Here is a 17707-nt window from a genome sequence, read left to right on the forward strand (position 1 = left end):
GGTGGCGCAAGTTAACCGTTCGCTGAACCGACACCTCTGACCCGAAGCCGCCCTTCATCAGCCCATTTCGTTGCCCGAATAGCCGACGTTCATCGCAAGCGGTTCTGACCTTAAGCGGACCCCAAGGGCAGAGTCCAAATGCACGGCTTCAGCCTCTTCGCCAGCTCGATGTGGCAGTTTTCGCAGAGCTGGCGAAGTCCCATACCTTGGGGAATTCATCACATTGCTGTGTGGGACCGCATTTCAGCGCCGGTGACATTGCCGAGGTTGGGTGTCATATTGCCGTTGACGGCGAATGGAGATCCTCATGGCCGAGATTCCGAGCTGGCACGTCGTGGGAGATTGGTTCGACAATTGCAGTTGCGTCGTCGCGTGCCCCTGCACCTTCGCGCAAGCCCCGGACAACGGCTTCTGTGAGTCAGTCCTATTTTGGCACATCCGCCATGGCCACTATGGCGACATTAATCTCGACGGTCTGAGCTTTGTCCGGGTGGGAAGATGGGAAGGCGATCTCTGGGCGGGAAAGGCAAAGGGGGCCGCCGGCATCTTCATCGACGACCGCGCCGACGAGCGTCAGGCGGAGGCGCTTCCCCTCATTTTCGGAGGTCGTGCCGGAGGATTTCCGGCGCTCCTTGCTGCACTGTTCGTCGGGGGCCGGGAGGCCCGGGGCGCGGAGCGCGCGCAGATCACCTTCGAAATCGCGCCCGACCGCGCCCAGTGGGGAACGGAGATCGCCGGCAAAGTGAAGGCCTGGGCCAAGGCTCTGACCGGCCCGACCAGCCCGCCCGGAAAATATCCGCAGCTCATGAACCCGCCTGGCTCCGAGACAGGACCCGGTCAGCTCGTGACTTGGGGCAAATCGACGGTGTGTTCAGTCGATGCCTTCGGCTTCAAATTTCAGTGGACGACGAATTCGAGCAAACACATCCCGTTCGACTGGGTCGGTCCATGATGGCTCGCGCCGCTGACCAAACCCTTCTAACCTTGGCCAGCGGAGCAATCACCTTTACGATTCGACCAGGATCACCAAGGACTCTGGCACCACTCCATCGAAGGCCATCGCATCCGCGGCTTCCTTGCTCTGCATAGCTTTCATCATGGCGTCCATGTCCGGAACGTCCATAAGAACGGCCACCCGAGTCGGATTTTGTGGATCTACAAATGTTCGTATGTTGGTCACGCCGAGCGGACCAAAAAGCTCTTTGCGCTTCGGCGAGTCGAGCCAGTGCTTCGCTTCCTTTGTGATGTTATGGTGGCCAATGACTGTCGGCATTGCATCCTCCCTATCGTGACGGCGAAGGCCGGCATCAACCAAGAGTGCCAAGATCCATCCCCGTCGAACCACGGAGCGCCGTTTTGGTTGGACTGTCAATTATTTCGTTAAGGGCGCGCGGAAGACGATTCGGAGAGGGCGTTTCTTCCGGACGGTTCGACCTTATCGGGATCCGGCGCGGGGGTCGGAAAGGGCAGTTGCGGGCGTAGGGCTGCCATTCATGACCCGGCGGGCCAAGGTCGTCTTCGGGTCGCCTCAAGCCGTAGCGCGAAGGTCGGGTTTGGAGAAGCATCGGGAATGCCCGGTTGTGGCGCGACCGAGCCGGCCGGCATCGGCTCGGACTATACCGCGATGGAGCGTTCTACGTCTCAATCGGGTGGAGAGCCGAAGTTCGGCCGCCCGTGCCTCACGTCTGGTCAGCGCCTATAGCAGTCAGGTACGCTCCATTATGGAATGCATAAAATTTTTATCCTTGTGCCCGTGCGATAAAGTAAACTGAAAGCTATAGCTTTCTTAAATCTTTCACATGCTCAATGAAAGCTCGTAGCTTGGGGTGAACCTGGGAGCGCTGAGGGTAGTACAAATAAATCCCAGTGCTAATCCCCGCGTATTGGCCCAGGACGATTTCGAGATTCCCGCTGTCGACTTTGTCCATGATCGCATCTTCAGTGATGTAAACCAGTCCAAGCCCGCCTACAGCCGCGTCGGTCGCCAGCATCGTGTCATTCATGATGAGCGGGCCTTTCACCTGCACCTCGAATTCCTTCCCGTCGATTTCGAACTCCCACCGATCATAAATCCGGCTGCCTGCACCGACGCAGATGCAACGATGCGAAAGCAAGTCTTTGGGGCGCTGGGGACGCCCAGCATGCTTGAAATACGCAGGTGCGCCCGCGACAACGAAGCGGACGGGACCGAAGAGCTTCAGCGCCACCACGTCTTTTGCGAGGATGTCCAATAACCGGATACCCGCGTCGAAGCCTCTCTCAAAGATGTTTGTTGCCGCGTTCTCGAAGAATAGCTCCACCGTGACATCCGGATACTTCTCGATGAAGCTCGCAACCACGGCCTTGAGGAAATTCGGATAGACCATCTGCGGAACATTCAACCGCAGGCGCCCGGCTGGTTTATCGGCCGCACTTCCAGCCTCGTTCATCGCGCCAAAGATAGCCTCTAGCGCCGGTCCTGCTTGCCCCAGAAACTTCTCCCCCGCCTCGGTGAGGCTCGTAGCGCGCGTGGTTCTTGTGAGCAGGGTGACGCCCAGGCGTGCCTCTAGCTGCCTGATCATCTTGCTGATTGCAGACGGCGAGATCCTCAGCGCTTCGGCCGCGGACGTGAAATTCCGCTTCTCGGCAACAAGGGCGAAGGCCACGAGGCCATCGAGCTGGTCTTTGTCCATTATGAACTCCTGGTCAATGACGCATCAACCAGAATGGCATTTTTGGAAACGCTCGACCACAGTAATCTCCGCCTAGTCACGATCTCGCAGCGCCATAGGCAATTGTGAATCGAAGGCTCGTTCAACCCACTGGAGGTGCAGCAGCATGAAAAACCGCACACACGACGAAATCGAGACCGGTGGTCCCGCGATGCCGGGCCGCCGTAAATTATTCGCCGCCAGCCTCGGCGTTGCAGCCGCATCGTTGCTGCCTCTTCCAGCGGTGCGAGCCCAGACCGGAACACCGGGAACTGCCGCGACGAGTTCAAGCCCATCCAGCGTGCAACGCCGCATGCTCGGCTCATTGGAAGTTTCTGCCCTCGGGATGGGCTGCCAGAACTTCGCCGGGATGTATGGGCCGCCGACCAATAGGCAGGAAGCGGTCCGGATTATCCGGGCAGCCTATGACCGGGGCGTGACCTTTTTCGATATCGCTGAAGTCTACGGGCCATTCCTGGGCGAGGAGATCGTCGGCTAGGCCCTTGCGCCGATCCGCGACAAAGTGATTATCGCCTCCAAGTTCGGATTCGACATCACGCCGGAAGGCCAGGTTCGGGGCGTCAACAGCCGCCCCGACAATATCAAACGGGTGACCGAACAATCGCTCCGCCGCCTGAAGACCGACCACATCGATCTTCAGTATCAACATCGCGTTGATCCCACGGTGCCCATCGAGGACGTGGCCGGGGCGGTGCAGGAGTTGATCCGCGAAGGTAAAATCCATCACTTCGGTCTGTCTGCTGCGGGCGAAGCGACCATCCGTCGGGCGCACAAAGTGCAGCCGGTCACGGCGGTGCAGAATGAATACTCCGTCTGGACACGCGATCCGGAGCTGGAAGTTCTCGCGACCTGTGAAGAGCTGGGCATCGGGTTCGTGCCATGGAGCCCGCTCGGAATGGGATATCTGACCGGCACCGTAACCCCCTTGATGGTGCATGGCCCTGCAGATTTGAGAGCTAACCTACCCCGCTTCACCCCGGAAGCACGCCGCGCGAACTGGCCCGTTGTCGAACTGTTGCAGCGCGTAGGTGCCCGTCATCAAGCGGCGTCTGGGCAGATAGCCCTCGCATGGCTGCTCGCCCGCAAGCCGTGGATCGTGCCCATTCCCGGCCCGACCACCCAGGACCACATGGATCAGAACATGGACGCGCTTCAGGTCCAGTTGACCGCCGCCGACATCCAGGAGATCGAGGATGGTTTTGCTCAGATCAAGGTGCAGGGCGCGCGACTGAGCGTGCCGATGCTTGCGATGATCGATACCGGCGCCAAGCTCGGGACAAGTTCCAAGGGTGGAAACGGCATGTCGCCCCTGCGGTAAAAGCAAAGGGGAACCGGTGGAAGCTTGAATGTCCAAAACCGGTTCCTCCGGCGGACTCCGGCACCTTGCCGCCGCCTCTTGTGGTCGGCCGACCAAATATCCGCCCTCCCGGATCAGTATCGACCAGGCAAAGTAAGAAACAAAAGGAGATTGTAATGAGTAATATCAACCGAGTTGCGGTGATTACCGGCGCATCCTCCGGAATTGGAGAAGCGATAGCCCGAGAGCTTGTTGCGGAGGGATACCGGGTCGCTCTTCTAGGGCGCCGCCTTGAGCGCATCGCTGCGCTTGCCGATGAACTGAGCCAGGGCACCATTGCCATTCAGGCTGACGTGACGGACCGGGATTCCATCGTCGCAGCGGCCGCGCGCGTCCAGCAGGAACTCGGCGGCGCCGACATCCTCATTAACAACGCCGGAGTCATGCTGACGGCCCCCTTTGCATCGGACCAGCGATCCGAGCACCGGCAGATGGTCGAAACGAACCTTTTGGGTGCCATGACTGTGACCGAAGTTTTCCTCGATCAGCTTCGCGCCAAGAAGGGAGACCTGGTGAACATCTCTTCCGTGGCAGGACGTGTCGCCCCGGCCGGTTTTGCCGCCTATTCGGCAACGAAGTGGGGGATCAATGGCTGGTCAGAGGCGCTCCGCGTAGAGCTTCAGCCTGATATCCGCGTCATGGTCATTGAGCCTGGTGCAGTGGCAACGGAATTGTCCGACCACATCACCCACGATGAGAGCAAGAAGGCCGCGCAGGACTATCGCGATAACGTGGCGATGCCGCCTGAGGATATCGCCGAGGTGGTTGCATTCGCTCTCGGCCGGCCGAAGCGGATCACTCTTAATGAAATCCTGGTGCGTCCGACCGTTCAGGCCATGTGAGGTCGTCCCTCAATAGAATCTACCCCATCGGCAGCACAAGCGGCCTCGAACGGGGGATCAGAAACAACGAAAAGGAAATGTGAGATGAGTAATAACGTGTGGTTTATCACTGGCGCAGGACGCGGCCTTGGTCTGGATATCGCGAAGGCCGCATTGGCAGCGGGTCACCAAGTGGTAGCGACCGGGCGTAATCCCGAGAAGGTGGCGAAAGCCGTAGGCGCTTCCGACAACCTGCTCGTCGTAAAGCTCGATGTAACAAACGCAGCAGACGCCGAAGCCGCCGCACAGGCCACGCTTGAGCGGTTTGGGCGCATCGATGTGCTGGTCAATAACGCAGCCAGCTTCTATGCCGGGTACTTCGAGGAGCTGACCTCCGAACAAATGCAGTTGCAGCTCGGCACCAGCCTTGTCGGCCCCATGAACGTGACCCGGGCCTTTCTTCCGGCAATGCGTAAGCAGCGTTCCGGCAGGGTCATCTCGATCTCATCATCGGCGGGCCTGATGGGCTTCGAATTCTGCACGGCCTACTCGGCCTCGAAGTTCGGCCTCGACGGCTGGATGGAGGCGCTACAGGCCGAGGTCGCCCCATTCGGCATCGAGACGATGATCGTCAACCCGGGCTTCTTCCGCACCGAGCTCCTCACGGAGGAGTCCACCAACTATGCGGAGCCCTCCGTCGAGGACTATCACGAGCGGCGCACGGCGCAGATCGCCTTCTGGAGGTCCCAGGACGGCAAGCAGGGGGGGTGACCCCGCCAAGCTCGCGCGCGCCCTGATCACGCTCACGGACCAGGACGAACTGCCGCGACGCTTCCTCGCAGGCGCTGACGCTGTCGGCACCGCAGAGCAGAAGATTGCATCGCTGCAGCAGCAGATCGATGCACACCGGGAACTGTCAAACTCGCTTGCCATCGACTAAAGCAGCGTGGGCGCGTCCACCAAGCCCCGAAGCTTGGGGCTTGGTGCATCATCGGTGCATAAATCAAGAATCCTGCACCGCGCTGCCGTTGCTGTTCCATCAAGTTGCTCGGTGCACAATTCGCGCGCATTTCAAAGTCCGCTTCGGGGCCAGCACCGGAAATTCCGGGCGGTAGCGGTGAATGACCGCCTTGGTGAGACTCAAGCCGTAGGGCGAACGACAGCTTTCGAGAAGCGCCTCGAACGGCAGCTTCTGGCGCTACGGAGCCGGCCGAAGGATTCGGCTTTGCCACGCAGCCACCGAGCTCTCCACGTCGCGGTTGGGTGGACTGCGGAAGTTCGGCTGTATCGGCCGTTGAGACCGGAATGTGGCCAACAGCGGCCATCGCGCCAAAGGCGCCACCAAAATTCCCAAGCGGCCAGCCTCACATTTCACCCGCGGATCCGTGTGGAGGCGCTATTCGGCTAGCCCCGTCGCTGAGCCGGATGCCGACGCTCGTGCGGCACGCCGCCTCAAGTGCTCTCGAAACAGAGTTCGAAGATCTCGAAAGTTCTCGAAGCCGAGGAAGCCAGCGAGCCGGACCACGGTCGTCGGTGACACCGAACAGGCAAGTGCCACCGAATTGGAGCTACCAAAGGCGATTAGTTCCGGCGTGACGAGGGCGCAGCGGACAACCCTTTCAAGCTGATCTGGGAATTCGAGCTGTCTCGAGGCGATCATCGACTTCAGTTCCGAAAGACTGCTTGGTGGTGCATCTTCATTCAGGCCTCGCATTCTCTACTGTTCTCCAGATGTGAGCGGCAATTACGGATGTCCATGTGAATTCGGGCGCACCGTCGTTCGACCCTCAAATTGCCTGCGGCTTGAAGTCACTCGGCGCTACGGGCATCACCCCCTTGAGCAGCGCAACGGATTTCTCCAACCCCTCGAGGCTATTGAGCAACACGTCCTCGTGCTCGATCGACAGCCAGCCATCATAGTCTGCCATCTTCAGCCGATAGCAAAACTGTCGCCACCACTCCTCGCCGTGGCCGAAACCGAGGGTGATGTAGGACCAGCTTCGCGCCGGAATGTCCATCAGCGAACCATTCTCGAGGAGCGAAGTTGTCGCTTGAACAGGCGCGTTGAGCATCGTGTCCTTGGCATGGACGTGATAGACGGCCTCGCCGAGTGCTTCGGCGGCGACGAGGGGATCCGCCCCCATCCAGAACAGATGCGATGGATCGAGATTGGCGCCGACAATCGGGCCGACGGCCGCCCGGAGCTTCAGAAGCGAGGGAACGTTGTAGACGCACTGGTTGCCGTGAAGCTCGAGCGCGATGCGTTCGACACCGCAGTCTTTCGCGAGAACGACGATCTCGGTCCAGAAGGGTAGGAGCTTTTCCTCCCACTGGTAACGCAAGATCTCTTGCGTTTCCGGCGGCCAGGAAGAGACGACCCAGTTCGGCATCAGATCGCCGTTACGTCCTGCCGGCAGTCCGGACATGGTGCAGACGGTCTTGATCCCCATCTCGCCGGCGATGCGGATCGTGTCCTTGAGGCACTCGCCCTGCTCGGGTTGGGTTGGATGCAAGGGATTGCCGTTGGCGTTCAGCGCAATGATCTCGAGCCCGCGGGTTTCGAAGGCGCGAGTGAAGGCGCGGCGAGCATCGGCGCTTGCCTTCATCGTCTTCAGGTCGAAGTGGGGAGCTGTCGACCAGCCGCCCGTGTTGACCTCCACGCCCGAGACTCCAAGGCGCGCTGCGCTGTCGAGAAGCGCATCGAAGGTCATTCCGCCGAGGCTGTCGGAAACGAAGCCGAGTTTCATCTCTTTAATCCTTTAATGTTTGTAGAGGGACGGCTTTTTCGGTCTCGCAAGGGTGACGCGCGCGCGCTTCTGAAGGGCTTCGACGGCCGCTTCCGCAACGCGCGCTGCGCAGTAGCCGTCCCAAGCGTCCGCCGCGATTGGAGGGAATTCCCCGGTTCGGACGAAATTGAGAAAGGCCTTGTTCTGAAGCCGATAGGCTTCCGCAAATCGCGGCCTCCAGTCCGGCGCATAAAGCTCGTAGGACATGAGCCGGCCGTTCTGTCGCGTATGGATCGGCGCGTTGAGAAAGACTGACCCCTTTTCGCCGACGAGCTCACCGCGGACGTCATAGCCGTAGGCGGCGTTGTTGTTGATCTCGATGTTGACCAACTGGCCCTTGTCGGTCTCCAGGACCATGAAAACCGGCGCTCCCGTCCTGGAAGCGTCTATCCCGGCTGGCTGGAAGACGGAGATCGCCTTGTAATCGGCGCCGAGGACGAACCGGGCGACATCGAACTCGTGGGGGGCAGAGTTGGTGATAGCCATCTGGCCCGTGAAGTTTGCAGGCGCTTCCACGTTCCGGTGGAAATTGTGCATCATGATCGCGGCCCCGAGCGAGCCGTCGTCCAAGGCCGCTTTCATGTCTCGATAGGACGGGTCGAAGCGGCGCATGAAGCCCAGTTGGACGAACTGCCGGCCGCGGGACACTTCCGCCTCGATGACGTCCTGGCACTCCTTCGAGCTTTGCGAGAGTGGCTTCTCGCAAAGGACGGGCTTTCCGGCTTCGATGGCTGCTAGTGCAAGCGGCGCATGGGTTTCGTCGGGGCTGGCAATCAGAATGGCATCAACGTCACCGCGTCTTATGGTGGCAAGCGGATCGTCCGAGGCGTCACCTGCCCCGTATTCGTCGGCCGCCTTGCGCGCACGCTCCTGCGAGGCGTCGCACACAACCTGCAGCGAGACTCCCGGAAGATCTTCGGCGACAATGCGGGCGTGGTCGGCCCCCATGATACCCGCGCCTATGATCGCTATTCTGACAGACATTTTGGATCCTTTACTTGCGAAGCGCCCATTGCCGCAGCGATCGGTCGCCGTAGGCGGCGAGTACCACAATCAGACCAAGGACGAGGATGAACCATTGTGGACGGACGCCCGTAACCACGAGATAGGATTGAATGGAGGACAGAACGAAGGCCCCCATCAGTGCACCTGGCAGCGAGATCCTGCCGCCGGCGAGCAGGCAGCCGCCAAGCACGCAGGAAGCAATCGCCTGCAGTTCCATCAGGCGCCCCATCGAGCCGTCTGCGAAGCCAAGCTTGCCGGCCTCGAGCGTGCCAGCGAAACCCGCCAACATGCCGCACAGGACAAAAGCGGACAGTTTGATCCGATCAACGCGAACGCCACGCGAATGCGCGCTTTCGGCAGACCCGCCAACGGCGAGTAGGCGGTTGCCGAAAGGTGTTGCTTTCAACGCCACCAGGAGAATAACGGTCAAGGTCATGAGCCAGTAGAGCGCGGTGTTAAAGCCCAGGAAGTCACGGCCGCCGAGGACGAAGTAGGTCCAGCCCTTGCGCGCTGCATAGGGAATAGAGAATGAAAATCCCTCGGTCAGAGCGATGGCGATGCCGCGGAAGATCATCAGCGTCCCAAGCGTGATGATGAGGGATGGCGTGCCGGTTCGGGTTACCAGCAAGCCGTTGAACAGTCCGATCGCGGCGCCGGCCAACACCGCAGCAACTGCCGCGATCGACGGGTCAACCTGAGCCGCAAGCCAGAGGTAGGCTAGCGCGCCTATGCCGAAGGTCGAACCGACCGAGATGTCGATCTCGCCCGTCCCGATCACCAGAGCGACGCCGAGACTCATCAAACCCAGCGTTGCCGTCACCTGCAGGATGGTGCCGATATTGTAGAGATTGGCCCATCGACCGTCCGATGTTGAGGCGAAGATGACGATCAGAACGACGCCGATCAGGAAGATCCCGATCTCCGCGTGACGCCGAATGAGAGGCTTGGCGGAGGAGAGAGCCATCAGACCGCCTCCCGCTTTTCCACGACGCGCCCGCCCTGGCGGATAACCTCTTCGAGTTCTTCCGCCGTCATGGAATCCGTCGTTGCGTCCGCGACCTTTTCGCCATTCTCCATGATCACAATTCGGTCGGCGAGCTTGTGCACCTGGAAGATGTCGTGGGTAATGTAGATGACGAGCAGGCCCTGCTCCTTGAGCTGGACGGCGAGCTCGTTGACGTGCTCGCGTTCGCGTACCGACAGATGGTTGGTCGGCTCGTCCATGATGACGACCCTGTTCTTGAATTCGACCGCGCGACCGATCTTCACGGACTGACGTTCTCCGCCTGACAGGCGTTCCACCTCGTCGTCCGCGGAGACATTTGCACGCAAGCCGAATTGCCGGATCACGCGTGTAGACTTCTCTCGCATCTTGCCCATATCGAGGAAGGGGATGCCGAGAACACGCTTGACCGGCTCGCGTCCAAGATAGAAATTGCGCGCGATCGACAGGTTGTCGCAGAGGCCGACGGACTGCTGGATCGTCTCGATCCCTTGGTCGATCGCGAGCTTCGGGTGAAACTTCTCCACCTTGTTGCCATCGAAAAAGACTTCGCCCGACGTCGGGGCGTAAATGCCGCAAAGGACGCGGATCAGCGTTGTCTTGCCGGCACCGTTATCGCCGACCAGGCCAATCATCTCGCCGGCGTGAAAGTCCACCGAGACGTTCTTGAGGGCGTGGAAAGCGCCGAAGTGGAGATCAAGGTTCTTGACCTGAATGAGGGCGTTGCTGTTCGCCATTTGATGTCCTCCCGCGTCAAACGCTGTGTCCGAGGAAACGGGCCAGTTTCTGATTGAAGATGACCGCCACGATGAGCACGACACCGACGAAGGTGATGTACCAGGACGAGGGCGCGCCAAGAGCGATGAGTTCGTAGCGGAAGCTGACGACGATGAGAGCTCCGAGTACGGCTCCAATGATCGAGCCGCGTCCGCCAGTCAGCAGGCAGCCGCCGATGACCGCGGCAGAAATGGCCTCGAGCTCCATGTTCTCGCCGAGCGTGACATGGGTTTGCGGCTGGTTGCATAGGGTCAGGATGCCGGCGAATCCGGCGAGCAGCGAGCAAAGGACGAAGGCCCAGATCTTCACTCGGTCGGTGCGGACGCCGCGCGATTCCGCGCTTTCACGGCTTCCCCCGGTGGCCAGAAGGCGATTTCCGAAGGGTGTGGCCCAGAGGACGATACCAAGAACGGCCGCGGCCACGGCAAGCCAGAATATGGCCGCTTCGACACCGAACAGTTCGCCGCCGAACAGACGGGTCACCGGATGGATGCGTGCATCGGCTGAGAAATTGTGGACCGAGCCACCCGTCCAGACATAGATGATCCCGCGGACCGCGAAGAGTCCGCCGAGCGTCACGATCATCGACGGCAAGTGCCCCTTGACGACGGCAAGCGCCTGAAGAAGGCCGACGAAGGCGGCCATGACCAGCGCTACAACGAGCGATCCGGGCACGCCGAAACTCGGTTCCAGCGTGATGAAGGCAACGCCAGCCAGTCCGTAAACGGAGCCGACGGACAGGTCGATTTCCTTCGTCATGATGACAAAGGCCTGGCCCATGGCGACGAAGGACAGGATGGCTGTGAACTGCGTGACATTGGTGATGGTCTGGGCGGTCCACCAGCCGGAAAAGTCGATCAGGGAAAACACGACAAGCATGACGACGACGCCGATGATCGCGCCGAAGCCCTGGCTTCGCACAAGCTGTTTCATGACACTCTGCTCGCTGGTTTCATGTGCGACATCAGGCGCACAAATGAGTCGGGGCAGCCGGCGCTCCTCGTCGCAGCCGGCCGCCCCTCCGGGAGGAACCCTTACCAGGTGTTCTGCTCGTCGTAGGCCTTGTCGCCAAAGACACCGCGAACCAGTTCGGCCCACTTGTCGGCGTTATCCTTGTTGATGATCACGGGACCGGTCAGGATATTCGACTGCGGCGCGTAACCGAACTCCTTGTTCCAGTAGAGCCATTCCATCGGCGCGTAACCCTGCAGCCAGAAGCCCTGGCTGTTCGTCGCCAGCACATGTCCGGCGCGCACGCCCTCGATCGAAACCGGACCCTCGTCAACCGTCAGGACAGTCACACCCTTGTCGTCGACATCCGGGTCGAGCTTCATCTCATTGGCGACACCCCATGCCCAGGGTGAAGACCAGCCAGCAACCGTGAAGATGTAATTGGTGTCCGGGTTGGCCTGCAGGAAGGACTGCAAGGTATTGCGTGCCGTCGCCGGTTCGGCGCCAATAAACAGTTCATCGACCTTGGCGCCGGCCTTCTCCATTGCGTCCTTCATTCCGGCGCAACGAGCCTTGAGACCCTGGTGGGCGGAGTCATGGCTTGCACAGACGATATGGGTCGGTTTCGGGATTTCGCCGGCTTCGGCCTTTTCGAGCGCGTATTCGCCGAGCTTCTTGCCTGTGAGATATTCGTCGCCGCCAACATAAGTCAGGTAAGGAATGCGCTCGCCCTCAGGCCGGCCGTCCGGAATATTGAAGGCAACGACCGGAATGCCGGCTTCGATAGCCTTGCGCAGCGGTCCTTCGAAGGCATCGGAACTGACGATCGGGACGGCAATGCCATCGGGCTGGGTCGAGATAGCCTGCTCGAGAAGGCGAACGTGTTCCTGGACCGAATAGTTGTTGGTGGAGATGTATTCGGTTTTGACGTTCGGATATTTCTTCTCGAACTCCTCCATCGACTTCGTCAGCCAACCCATGTTCGGATCGTTCGATCCGATGTGAGAGACCATGACGAAGCGATATTGCTTTTCGCCGTCCTGCGCATGGGCGGTGCCGCCGAATGCGGTGGCGGCCATCAAGGCAGAAAGCAGAATTGAATTTCCGAATTTCATGGGGTTCCTCCTCCGTTAACGATGTGATTATCTGGATTGAAATCACATCAGACAAGGAAGATGGAGGCCATTTTATGATGCGAAATACATCAGAATGCCCATACGACCCAACAATGGGGCAGGCCGTTCAAAAATTTGGCGTTGCGATGAGTAATGACTTCCGAGATGATGTTTTTACCATCAGTTTTTAGGCGGAAACTGGAGAAAGCTGTGATCGATCACCTGCAAAATCGGACATGGAAAGGCCCCAAGGTCCAGGAAATTGCCAAGCTCGCAGGAGTCGGTCCTGCGACGGTCGACAGGGTCCTTAACAACCGCAGCGGTGTCCGAGAACGAACGAGAGCCCGCGTCCTGGGGGCGGTCGAAAAGCTGAAGAACGAAAGCGCGGACCGCGACATCCCTTTGCATATTCGTCTATTTTGTGACTCCGGCGAAACATTCAATGCAGCAATGACGGCCGCTGTAACCGAGGTCAACCGAACCCTTGCCGGCATCGAGATTGAGGGAGATTACCTAACCACCAGCGAAGTCGAGCCTTCATCGTTTGCGCGCCGGATTGAGCAGCAAGGTAGCGCCGCGGATGGTGTCGTAGTCATCGCTCGCGAGCATCCGGCGATCAACCGCGCGATACGCAAGCTTCGGTCCATTGAAATTCCCGTCATCTGCCTGACGACCGATCTGCCGAGTTCCCGTCGCAGCGCTTATATTGGCAATGATCAGTACGCCGCTGGCAGCGTGGCGGCGCTTCTGATCGGCAATGCTCTCCCAAAGGAACGTAGCAATATTCTGATCGTCATGAGCGTGGCGTTCCGCTGCCAGCAAGAGCGTGAGATGGGCTTCCGGAGGGTGCTCCGCTCCGACTTTTCATATTTGAAGATCGAGGAACGTGTGATTTCTGACGACAGGCCGGAGAGCACTTGTGAGCAGTTAACCCGCTATTTCGAGGCACATGGTTACCCGGCCGCGATCTACAATGTCGCCGGCGCCAACCGCGGCGTGGCAAAGGCACTGGAGGACGCCGGAAAGGCCCGCGACACGGTCTTCGTCGGCCACGAATTGACCAACCACTCACGAAACCTGCTGGAATCCGGCGTCATGGACTATGTCATTTCACACGACTTCAGTGGCGAGCTGACGGCGGCCGCCAAATGGATCCGTGACAACGTCAACGGCGTAACGGTCGAGCCGTCCTATTCGCAGATCCTGGTGCACACCCGATACAATTGCGGTCTGTGACGAAAAAGCCCCCAGTCATGGCGGAAATCTGGGCAGGGGGTGGAATCGCCTTTCAGCCGCGCGTCGCCTGAGGGAACGTCTCCGAAGAACTCCAATCGAGCCATTCATGGCATCTGCCTTCGCTGACCGTTTTGGGTCGGATCGCGTCTTTGCCAATCGCCAATCCGAAAGTCTCGTAATGGCGCTTCCTGCCCGTTCGTTCAAGACGAGGAAGCCGAGGCACCTTTCAAAACGAGCGCCCACCAAATTCACCGTTTGTTCTCCCTTAGCGTTGTTTGGCGTACTTTCAACGCGATGCCCTCAAGTTGGACCGCGGCAGCGGCCTGACGCAGTTCGGCCGGGCGCTCTACGAGCTCAACATAGACATCATCTGCGCCAACTCCCCACAGGCGAAGGGCCGCGTCGAGCGCGCCAACCAGACGCTGCAGGACCGGCTTGTGAAGGAGCTGCGCCTGCGCGGCATCAGCACGATCGAGGCGGCCAACGCCTATGCGGCTGAGTTCATGGCGGACTTCAATGCGCGCTTTGCCAAGGAGCCACGCAACCCGAAGGACATGCACCGTCCCTTCGCCGATCACGAGAACCTGGACGGGGCCTTGTGCCGCAAGGAGGTCCGCACGCTGACGCAGGCTCTGACGCTGCGTTACGACAAGGTGATGTTCATTCTGCACCCGACCGAATTGGCGAAGAAGCTTGCCTGCAAGAAGGTGGTCGTCTGCGACTATCCTGATGGCCGTCTCGAGATCATGCATGAGGGTGTCGCCCTGCCCTACAGAGCCTTCGATGAACTGCGCTCTGTTCACCGTTCGGCGATCGTCGAGAACAAGCGGCTGGACGCCGCCCTGGAGATGGTTGCCGAGATGCAGGTCGGCCGCGATCTGCAGCGCAGCCGACGCGGGCCGCGCCGCACCGGCCAGACCGACCACATGTTCGGAATCCCTGATGGCGCTGAGAGCAACGGTTATGTGAAACGCGGTCGCAAGCCCGGCAGGCCGCCTGGTTACCGGCGTGAGCAAGCGCCCACTGAGGCGCCCGTACCGGAAGTCGGGCGCGCATCCGTCGAGGTCGATCTGCGGCTGACGGAGAGTGACAAGAATCGTATCGCCGATGTCGTCACGATGCTGAGCGAGTATCGGATCCCGCTGCGGTCGACGCCGGCCAACGAAGCTAGTCCGTAGCGGCGGCTCTCTAATCTAGCCGAGGGGTGCCTGACTGAACCGCACCCGATCGGGCTGCGCAATCCCGACCAGCTGACGCCCGATCGGGCGCTCTCGTTGTGGCCGTCCCCACCGCCATGCGACATTTCTACTTTGCCAACAACGCGACATTCGAACTTGGTTGCAACAACGAACGAACCCACACCGACCAGCGCCATATCGGCTTCGGTCAAATTCTGCGATTCGCCGTTCGCGACCGCCCAGTTGCACTACAGGCCGACACTCGTCGTCGGGCGATCTTCGGCGATGACAAGCCCAGTTGCCGGGAGTATCGTTCGCTGCGCCGGGGGCGCTTCCGCGGGACCGCCCACGATGGAGCCAAGCCATGAGGACTGTTCACGAACTCGATCCATCAAAAATCTTTATCAGCCGTCGCCAGTTTCTCGCCGCCACGTCGGTGCTGGCATCCGCGCCACTCTGGTCGTGGCCGGCGTTTGCCGCGACGCCTTACAGATTCAGCCAAGGTGATTTCGAAATCCTCGTCGTCAGCGACGGCGAACTCACTATACCGGCCAGCCTGCTTGCGCCGGACGCCCCTCCCGAGGAGTTGAAGGCGCTTCTCGAGATCACTGGCCAGGGTCCGGAACAGGTGACCGCCGCCACCAACCCCACCGTGATCCGCGCTGGCGACGACATCATCCTCATCGACAATGGATCGGGCAACAAGTTCCAGCCGACTGCCGGCAAGCTCGTGGAGAACCTGAAGGCGGCCGGCATTGAGCCCGAGAGCGTGACCAAGCTGGTCTTCAGCCATGCCCATCCAGATCACATTTGGGGCACGCTGAAGGACGACGGCATACTCACCTTCCCGAATGCGACGTATTACGTCAATTCCGCGGAATGGGACTTCTGGATGGACCCGGACATCTTGACCAAGATGCCTCAGGAGTTCCACGAATTCGCCCGCGGCGCGCAGCGCGACCTCGCGGCTGTCAAAGAGCGGGCGGTGATGATGAAGCCGGGTGACGACATCGTAACCGGTATCAAGGTACTCGACACCGCCGGCCACACGCCCGGCCACATCTCGCTCGAGGTCGCCGGCGAGGACGGCCTGATCATCGTCGCCGACGCGATCACCCATCAGACGGTTTTCTTCGCCCATCCAGAGTGGCGGTCCGGCGTCGATGCCATTCACGATTTGGCTGCCCAGAACAAGAAGGCCCTGCTGGAGCGCGCGGCGACCGACAAAACGCGCCTGCTCGGGTTCCACTGGATCTATCCAGGTGTCGGCTACGCCGAACGCAAAGACGGCGCCTATCGCTTCGTCGCGATGACTTGAGCAAGTACCCCGGTGATGTCGGCCTGAGGTTCCGGCGGCTCGCAAGCCTCCTCCCGCGACTCGTCCGTGTCGACGGCACGAGCGCGCCTATCGCTTGGCAGCGCGCGCTTCGTCAGCCACTGGGACATCACGCGGCTGCCCTATGACGGGCCGGCGGACCGCTGGTTCGTGGCGAGGTTACCAGAAATCACCGCGACCAATGAAGGCTCGGCACGTTTCGATCTGGGGAACATTTAGACCACCTCGCGGCCCAAGTTCCAGGCCGCATTTTATGCAACTTTGACCCTAGGGTTTGTTGGCGATCCTGCCCCACGTCCGCCCGGTTACGAAACGGCACAATGCGCCATTTCGCGACATTCTGACCGCTTCTCCAAAGCTGATCTTGGCGCAGCGGCAGCAGTCGACCTTCGCGATCGTCAGTCAAACTTCCGGGCTCCGCATTAACTGAAGAGTGCCACGATTCCATAACAGCAAGCAGCAATCAGCGCCGTAGAGGGCATGGTGATGACCCAGGCGATCACGATCGAGCCGGCTATGCCCCAGCGGACGGCAGAGATGCGCCGTGCCGCTCCGACGCCGACGATCGCGCCGGTGATGGTGTGCGTGGTGGAGACCGGGATGCCGAGCCAGGTCGCGCCGAACAGCGTGATCGCGCCGCCGGTCTCGGCGCAGAAACCCTGCATTGGATTGAGCCGAGTGATCTTCGAGCCCATCGTGTGGACGATGCGCCAGCCGCCAAACAGCGTGCCTAGCGCCAGCATTGCCTGGCAGGTGATCACCACCCAGAAGGGCACGTAGAACTCGCCCCCGAGCATGCCCTGCGAGTAGAGCAGCACCGCAATGATGCCCATCGTTTTCTGCGCATCATTGCCGCCATGGCCGAGCGAATAGAGCGACGCCGACACGAATTGCAGGGTGCGGAAGGTATTGTCGACCGCGAACGGCGTCTGGCGCACGAAAATCCAGGAGACGGTGAGTATCAGCACCAGAGCCAGCACGAAGCCGGTGAGCGGCGACAGCACGATGGCCGCGACCGTCTTCAGCAGCCCCGACCAGACGATGGCGACGCTTCCCGCCTTGGCGACAGCCCCGCCGACCAGCCCGCCGATCAGCGCATGCGAGCTCGACGAGGGTATGCCGTAGAGCCAGGTGATGATGTTCCAGGCGATTGCGCCGACGAGCGCCGCGAACACGACCTGCGGCGTCACGATGTCGGCGCTGACGATGCCCCTGCCGATGGTCTCGGCGACGTGGAGACCGAAGAACAGGAAGGCTATAAAATTGAAGAAGGCGGCCCAGAAGACCGCATATTGCGGGCGCAGCACACGCGTCGAGACGATGGTGGCGATGGAGTTCGCAGCGTCATGCAGGCCGTTCAGGAAATCGAAGAACAGAGCGACGCCGATCAGGCCGACGAGAAGCGGAAAGGCGAGAGTGGGGTCCATCCGC

The 17707-nt window shown here is 60.4% G+C and carries 16 protein-coding genes and 3 pseudogenes; 9 read left to right on the top strand and 10 right to left on the bottom strand.

The features are described from left to right. Positions 1-307 precede the first annotated feature (307 nt). Positions 308-952: a DUF1326 domain-containing protein gene (locus X738_RS69625; RefSeq protein ID WP_023801744.1), complete on the top strand. Its 645-nt coding sequence runs from the start codon at positions 308-310 to the stop codon at positions 950-952. A gap of 54 nt (positions 953-1006) precedes the next feature. Here X738_RS69625 and X738_RS69630 read toward each other — a convergent pair whose 3' ends face one another. Both X738_RS69630 and X738_RS69635 read right to left on the bottom strand, forming a co-directional pair. After that, positions 1007-1273, bottom strand: a complete 267-nt coding sequence (locus X738_RS69630) for a hypothetical protein (protein ID WP_023801745.1) — start codon at positions 1271-1273, stop codon at positions 1007-1009. A gap of 502 nt (positions 1274-1775) precedes the next feature. Beyond that, positions 1776-2672: a LysR family transcriptional regulator gene (locus X738_RS69635; RefSeq protein WP_023801746.1), complete on the bottom strand. Its 897-nt coding sequence runs from the start codon at positions 2670-2672 to the stop codon at positions 1776-1778. A gap of 319 nt (positions 2673-2991) precedes the next feature. On the opposite strand from X738_RS69635, the pseudogene X738_RS69640 reads away from it, so the two are divergent. The 3 genes and pseudogenes from X738_RS69640 to X738_RS69650 all read left to right on the top strand — a co-directional run bounded on the left by X738_RS69640 (position 2992) and on the right by X738_RS69650 (position 5829). Then, positions 2992-4029 (top strand): annotated as a pseudogene (locus X738_RS69640) (aldo/keto reductase). A gap of 65 nt (positions 4030-4094) precedes the next feature. Beyond that, entirely contained in the window at positions 4095-4910 is an 816-nt protein-coding gene (locus X738_RS69645) for an SDR family oxidoreductase (protein ID WP_245277762.1), read from the top strand. Positions 4911-4994: 84 nt separating this feature from the next. After that, positions 4995-5829 (top strand): annotated as a pseudogene (locus X738_RS69650) (SDR family oxidoreductase). Positions 5830-6285: 456 nt separating this feature from the next. Here the strand turns inward: X738_RS69650 and X738_RS83165 are convergent. The 7 genes from X738_RS83165 to X738_RS69680 all read right to left on the bottom strand — a co-directional run bounded on the left by X738_RS83165 (position 6286) and on the right by X738_RS69680 (position 12526). Continuing rightward, positions 6286-6603 carry a transcriptional regulator gene (locus tag X738_RS83165; RefSeq protein ID WP_306454981.1) on the bottom strand — a complete coding sequence of 106 codons (318 nt, stop codon included), beginning with the start codon at positions 6601-6603 and terminating at the stop codon, positions 6286-6288. A gap of 73 nt (positions 6604-6676) precedes the next feature. Continuing rightward, on the bottom strand, positions 6677-7636 hold the full coding sequence (locus X738_RS69655) for a sugar phosphate isomerase/epimerase family protein (RefSeq protein ID WP_023801751.1): 960 nt from the start codon (positions 7634-7636) through the stop codon (positions 6677-6679). A gap of 12 nt (positions 7637-7648) precedes the next feature. Continuing rightward, positions 7649-8659, bottom strand: coding sequence for a Gfo/Idh/MocA family oxidoreductase (locus X738_RS69660; RefSeq protein ID WP_031255922.1), 1011 nt, complete (start codon positions 8657-8659; stop codon positions 7649-7651). Between the two features lie 10 nt (positions 8660-8669). Beyond that, on the bottom strand, positions 8670-9644 hold the full coding sequence (locus tag X738_RS69665; RefSeq protein ID WP_023801753.1) for an ABC transporter permease: 975 nt from the start codon (positions 9642-9644) through the stop codon (positions 8670-8672). Further along, positions 9644-10420, bottom strand: a complete 777-nt coding sequence (locus tag X738_RS69670) for an ATP-binding cassette domain-containing protein (RefSeq protein WP_023801754.1) — start codon at positions 10418-10420, stop codon at positions 9644-9646. Before X738_RS69670 ends, X738_RS69665 begins: the two co-directional genes overlap by 1 nt. 16 nt (positions 10421-10436) lie before the next feature. Continuing rightward, positions 10437-11393, bottom strand: coding sequence for an ABC transporter permease (locus X738_RS69675; protein WP_023801755.1), 957 nt, complete (start codon positions 11391-11393; stop codon positions 10437-10439). Between the two features lie 101 nt (positions 11394-11494). Continuing rightward, complete coding sequence (locus X738_RS69680; RefSeq protein WP_023801756.1) at positions 11495-12526, bottom strand: sugar ABC transporter substrate-binding protein; 1032 nt, start codon at positions 12524-12526, stop codon at positions 11495-11497. A gap of 210 nt (positions 12527-12736) precedes the next feature. Here X738_RS69680 and X738_RS69685 point away from each other — a divergent pair, with 210 nt between their 5' ends. The 5 genes and pseudogenes from X738_RS69685 to X738_RS87415 all read left to right on the top strand — a co-directional run bounded on the left by X738_RS69685 (position 12737) and on the right by X738_RS87415 (position 16495). Further along, the gene (locus tag X738_RS69685) at positions 12737-13762 is read left to right on the top strand and encodes a LacI family DNA-binding transcriptional regulator (RefSeq protein ID WP_023801757.1); all 1026 of its coding nucleotides are present in this window, start codon (positions 12737-12739) and stop codon (positions 13760-13762) included. A 296-nt stretch (positions 13763-14058) separates the two neighbouring features. Then, positions 14059-14805 (top strand): annotated as a pseudogene (locus X738_RS0142940) (ISNCY family transposase); the annotation flags it as partial. Between the two features lie 233 nt (positions 14806-15038). Next, complete coding sequence (locus X738_RS0142945; protein ID WP_156942650.1) at positions 15039-15308, top strand: hypothetical protein; 270 nt, start codon at positions 15039-15041, stop codon at positions 15306-15308. After that, positions 15305-16258 carry an MBL fold metallo-hydrolase gene (locus X738_RS69690; protein WP_023801759.1) on the top strand — a complete coding sequence of 318 codons (954 nt, stop codon included), beginning with the start codon at positions 15305-15307 and terminating at the stop codon, positions 16256-16258. Before X738_RS0142945 ends, X738_RS69690 begins: the two co-directional genes overlap by 4 nt. 66 nt (positions 16259-16324) lie before the next feature. Continuing rightward, positions 16325-16495 (top strand): hypothetical protein, encoded by a 171-nt coding sequence (locus X738_RS87415; RefSeq protein WP_245277763.1) that lies wholly within the window; start codon positions 16325-16327, stop codon positions 16493-16495. Positions 16496-16698: 203 nt separating this feature from the next. Here X738_RS87415 and X738_RS69695 read toward each other — a convergent pair whose 3' ends face one another. Next, the gene (locus X738_RS69695) at positions 16699-17703 is read right to left on the bottom strand and encodes an inorganic phosphate transporter (RefSeq protein ID WP_023801760.1); all 1005 of its coding nucleotides are present in this window, start codon (positions 17701-17703) and stop codon (positions 16699-16701) included. Between the last annotated feature and the right edge of the window lie 4 nt (positions 17704-17707).

This window comes from Mesorhizobium sp. L48C026A00, assembly GCF_000502375.1.
Lineage (GTDB): Bacteria > Pseudomonadota > Alphaproteobacteria > Rhizobiales > Rhizobiaceae > Mesorhizobium > Mesorhizobium muleiense.